General features: G+C 74.8%; 5 protein-coding genes. 2 read left to right on the top strand and 3 right to left on the bottom strand.

What is annotated here, in order from left to right; translation table 11 throughout:
- Positions 1-454: 454 nt before the first annotated feature.
- The 3 genes from N866_RS20115 to upp form a co-directional block, all read right to left on the bottom strand.
- Complete coding sequence (locus N866_RS20115) at positions 455-1,180, bottom strand: winged helix-turn-helix domain-containing protein (protein WP_162177330.1); 726 nt, start codon at positions 1,178-1,180, stop codon at positions 455-457.
- Between the two features lie 170 nt (positions 1,181-1,350).
- Complete coding sequence (locus N866_RS16615; RefSeq protein WP_034228504.1) at positions 1,351-2,619, bottom strand: histidine--tRNA ligase; 1,269 nt, start codon at positions 2,617-2,619, stop codon at positions 1,351-1,353.
- Between the two features lie 52 nt (positions 2,620-2,671).
- A complete protein-coding gene (gene upp / locus N866_RS16610) occupies positions 2,672-3,307 on the bottom strand; it encodes a uracil phosphoribosyltransferase (RefSeq protein ID WP_034228502.1) in 636 nt (211 codons plus the stop codon).
- A 68-nt stretch (positions 3,308-3,375) separates the two neighbouring features.
- Here upp and tadA point away from each other — a divergent pair, with 68 nt between their 5' ends.
- Together tadA and N866_RS16600 are read left to right on the top strand one after the other, a co-directional pair.
- On the top strand, positions 3,376-3,906 hold the full coding sequence (gene tadA / locus N866_RS16605; RefSeq protein WP_281173272.1) for a tRNA adenosine(34) deaminase TadA: 531 nt from the start codon (positions 3,376-3,378) through the stop codon (positions 3,904-3,906).
- Between the two features lie 97 nt (positions 3,907-4,003).
- Positions 4,004-4,573 (top strand): GAF domain-containing protein (locus tag N866_RS16600; RefSeq protein ID WP_155855435.1); only part of this gene is annotated, 570 nt, incomplete at its 3' end.

Raw genomic sequence — 4,573 nt, 5'->3', positions numbered from 1 at the left:
CACCCTCATCTGCGAAGAGCCGGTTTACCTGACGCGCCCGACGGCGGGGAGATCGAGCACGAGGGCCGGGCCGTCCGCCGTGGCGACGGCACGACACAGGAGGCCCTCCCCGACGACGGCGTACGCCCGCTTCCGCCGCACGGGTCGGCTGGCGCCGTCGCATCACGAGCCTGCTGAGGATTGCCCGCGGAGTCGCCATCTGTGGGGAGTGTTCGTGGCACATGCCGCCACGAACACTCCCCACAGACGTGCTCGGGGCGGTGCGAACAACCGTCGACGTCCGATCGCGAGGAGAGGGAGCCGGACGATCGACGCGGGTGGTCGGACGGCGAGGTCAGGGCCCCGCCGGATGGGCCGGGCCCCGCTCGACGTCGCAGGAGCGGCTCGTGCGGTTGTGCACTGCCGGGCCGCGCGGGGTGCCCCCCGGCGTCGCGCGACCCGGCAGTGCGCGCCCTCAGTCAGCATCCCCCGAGCCGACGAGGACAACATCGGGTGTGGGGTCCCATCGGTACCCCACACCCCGGACGGTGACGATCCGCAGGCAGCCCCCCAGCTTCTCCCGCAGCCGTCGCACATGGACGTCGATGGTTCGCGTCGTGCGTGCCGTCACGTTCTTGCGCCAGACCTCGCGCAGCAGCTCGTCCCGCGGCACCGCCCGGTGGGGGTTGCGCAGGAGGTGCTCGAGCAGGCCCAGCTCCTTGTGCGTCATGGGGACGACGACGCCGTCGCGGGTCACCTCGCGGGCGTCGACGTCGAGGACCAGGGCGGCGACGTGCGGAATGCCCGCGTGCCCGGTCGTGCGCTCCGTCGCCGTCAGCTCGACCACCGGTCGCAGCGCCTGCGTCGGGACGGACCAGGCCGCCCCGGCCCGGGTCGCGGCGTCACCGGGTCGGCTGCTCGCCGGCAGCTCGGCCGCGGCGAGCTCCTCGCCGACGCGCGAGACCGCGCGGCTCAGCCGACCGCTCGGTGTCACGGCGAGCAGTGACCGCGAACGCGCCATCGGGCCGGCCTCCTCGACCGCCATGAGGACGCGCCGGGCGATCTCGGCCAGGAGGGCCGTGGCCGCCGGTCCGGCCTCAGGGTCGATGGTCACGTGCAGCGCGAAGGCGGGGGCGCCCGTCGTCAGGCCGGGCGGCATGGCGGTGACCGCTGCGACGGCAGGTGCCGTGGCGGCTGTCATAGCCACTGGTAACGCGGTCATAGAGCAAGTGTGACTGGTGACAGGGCCATCACCAAGGGCGATTGAGGATTCGTCTCAGGATCTGGACGGGGTCCGAGTCGAAGCGTGCAGCGGCGTCCGAATCGTCCCGGAGCGACGCGCAGGCGCGTCGTCGTCCGAGCAGCAGCGCGTCAGGCGCGAGCGAGCTCCCGGAGCGCCCGCGGGTCGTCCGCACGCGCGTCGGCGACGTGCGTGAACCCCTCGCCGACGAGCCCGTCGAAGAACGCGCCGCTGACCTTGCGCGGCGGCTTGACCAGCGTCACCGCGGCCCCGTCGGCCTGGAGCTCCGCGCGCAGGCGCAGCAGCTCGGCCGGTGCGGCGTCGGCGCCGTGCAGCAGGGCGACCCGACGCCCGTCCGCGGCCGGGTCGGGCAGCAGGTCGATGATCCGCTCGAACCCGATGGAGAACCCGCACGCGGGCACGTCGCGGCCGAGCCACTTGCCGACGACGCCGTCGTACCGGCCGCCGCCGGCCACGGACCCCGACGACCCCGCGTGCCGCACCTCGAAGATCGGCCCGGTGTAGTAGCCCATGCCCCGCACCAGGGTCGCGTCGAGCACCACCCGCGCGTCGGGCAGCACCGCGGCGACCGCGCGGACGATCTCCGGCAGCTCGTACAGCCCCACCTCACGACCGCCGACGACGACGCGGCCCGTCCGCAGCGGCTCGTCGTCCGGGCCGCCCTGGCCCTGCAGCGCCTCCACGGTGTCCAGCAGCAGCGTCGCGGCGTCGTCGGACGCCAGCTCCTTGCGCGCGATCTCCGCGAGCACGCCGTCGCGGCCGATCTTGTCGAGCTTGTCGAGCGCGATGAGCGTCTCGGGCACCGCCTCGGGCGCGACCCCGGCCGCCTCGAGGAGGTCCTGCAGCACGCGCCGGTCGTTGACCAGCAGCGTCACGTCCGCGCCCATCCCGAGGGCGTCGAAGGCCGCCATCGTCGAGACGATGAGGTCGACCTCGGCGAGGATCCCGGGCTCACCGATGATGTCGATGTCGCACTGCGTGAACTGGCGGAAGCGGCCCTTCTGCGGCCGCTCGGCGCGCCAGACCGACCCGATCTGCAGCGCGCGGAAGACGGTCGGCAGCTCCGCGGCGTGCGAGGCGTAGAACCGCGTGAGCGGGACGGTGAGGTCGTAGCGCAGCGCGAGGTCGGTCGCGTCGGCGGGCAGGAGCTCCTGCTCCGGGTCGAGCCCGCGGCGCAGGAGCTCGAAGAGCATCGACTCGTTCTCGCCGCCCTGGTTGGAGCGCAGGCGCGACAGCGGCTCGATGGCCGGCGTCTCGATCTCCGCGAACCCGTTGCGCCGGTACGTCGCGCGGATCGTGTCGAGGACCGCGTCCCGCTTCGCCTTGTCCTTGGGGAGGATGTCGCGCATGCCGCGCGCGGGGACGACTGCCTTGGCCATGGCAGCCGAGTCTACGGGCGGCCGACGACGCGCCGGCTCGCGGTCCCGCGCCTCAGACCAGGCCGTAGAGGCGGTCGCCCGCGTCGCCCAGGCCCGGGACGATGTACGCCTTCTCGTTGAGGCGCTCGTCCACCGCGGCGACGACGACGGTCACGTCCGCCCGCTCGCCGACGTGGTCCTCGACGACCTCGAGACCCTCGGGTGCCGCGAGCAGGCAGATCGCGGTGACGTCGCGGGCGCCGCGCTCGAAGAGGTAGTCGATGCTGGCGACGAGCGTCCCGCCGGTCGCGAGCATGGGGTCGAGCACGAAGCACTGCCGGCCGGACAGGTCCTCCGGCAGGCGGTTCGCGTAGGTGATCGCCTGGAGGGTCTCCTCGTCGCGCTGGAGCCCGAGGAAGCCGACCTCGGCGGTCGGCAGGAGGCGCGTCATGCCCTCGAGCATCCCGAGCCCCGCGCGCAGGATCGGCACGACGAGCGGGCGCGGGTCGGCGAGGTGCGTCCCCGTGGTGCGGGCGACCGGCGTCTCGATCTCGATCGTCTCGGTGCGCACGTCGCGCGTGGCCTCGTAGGCGAGGAGGGTGACGAGCTCGTCGACCAGGAGCCGGAACGTCGGCGACTGGGTGCGCACGTCCCGCAGGACCGTGAGCTTGTGGGCGACGAGCGGGTGGTCGGCGACGTGCAGGCGCATGGCTGAACGGTACCGGTCGCGGGCGGCGTCCCGGTCGGCACGTCGGCCCGCTCGGCTACGGTCGGTCCGTGCGCGAGCAGGAGCAGGCGTGGATGCGCGAGGCCCTCGCGCAGGCCCGCCTCGCCCTGGCGACCGACGACGTGCCGGTGGGCGCCGTCGTCGTCGGGCCGGGGGGCGCCGTCGTCGGGCGGGGGCGCAACGAGCGGGAGGCGACCGGGGACCCGACCGCGCACGCCGAGGTGCTCGCGCTGCGGGACGCGGCCCGGACGCTGGGGCGCTGGCGTCTGGACGACTGCACGCTCGTCGTCACGCTCGAGCCGTGTGCGATGTGCGCCGGTGCCACCGTGCTCGCGCGTGTGCCGCGGCTCGTCCTCGGGGCGTGGGACCCCAAGGCGGGCGCGACGGGCTCGGTGCACGACCTCGTGCGGGACCGGCGGCTCAACCACCGCGTCGAGGTGGTCGGTGGGGTGCTGGCCGAGGAGTGCTCGGGGCTGCTGCTCGACTTCTTCGCCCACCACCGGGACGCCGCCCAGGAGGACGACGACGTCGCGGCCCCGGCGCGCGGACGTGCCCCCCGAGCCGATCACCCGGGCGGGTGACCTGCGGCCCGAGCCGCCCTGAGGCGGCGCTCCGAACGGTTCGCCGGAGGTCGGGCGCGGTCGTACAGTCCGACCTGTGGGGGTCGACGCTGACCGCATGCGACGAAGGGCCGCCGGCGAGGCCGACGGGCCCTTCGCGCTGGACCGTGCCGTCGCGGACGTCTACGCCGCCCACGGACTGACCCCCCTCCTGCACGCGCTGCTGGAGCACTCCGCGAGGGCCATCGGCTCCGTCGCCGGGAGCATCTCGGTCGTCGACTGGGAGGCGGGCCGGTACCGCAAGCTCGCGGAGCGCGGCATCCACTGCCGGCTCGGTCAGGCCTTCCCGCTCGACGAGGGGGCGACGGGCTGCGCGGTGAGCCGGCGGCGCCCGGTCGTCATCGACAGCTACGCGCGCCTGCGCGGCGGTCACCTGCCCGCCGGGCACCCCGCCGTCGACGGCGCCGCGGTGGCCGTCCCGATCTGGTGGCGCGGCGAGCTGATCGGCGTCAACGTCGCGTTCACGGGGGAGCGGCGACGGTTCGGCGCGCGCGAGCTCGACGCGCTCGAGCTGCTCACCGAGGCCGCCGCCGGGGCGATCGTCGCGGCCGGCGCCGGGGACCCGGTGCTGGGGCGGTCCCGCTCGGCCCTGCGCGCTCGGCTGCGTCCGGGTGACCTGCCGCTCGCG

Origin of the sequence: Actinotalea ferrariae CF5-4, from assembly GCF_000603945.1 — a bacterium.
In the GTDB taxonomy this organism is placed as follows: domain Bacteria; phylum Actinomycetota; class Actinomycetes; order Actinomycetales; family Cellulomonadaceae; genus Actinotalea; species Actinotalea ferrariae.
The sequence above is the reverse complement of the archived record's forward strand: the minus strand, read 5'-3'. Positions and strand labels throughout refer to the sequence as shown.

What these genes read in the sequence shown, in the direction of transcription:
- N866_RS20115 (WP_162177330.1), bottom strand. Translation starts at nt 1,180, where the DNA reads ATGACAGCCGCCACGGCACCTGCCGTCGCAGCGGTCACCGCCATGCCG.
- N866_RS16615 (WP_034228504.1), bottom strand. Translation starts at nt 2,619, where the DNA reads ATGGCCAAGGCAGTCGTCCCCGCGCGCGGCATGCGCGACATCCTCCCC.
- upp (WP_034228502.1), bottom strand. Translation starts at nt 3,307, where the DNA reads ATGCGCCTGCACGTCGCCGACCACCCGCTCGTCGCCCACAAGCTCACG.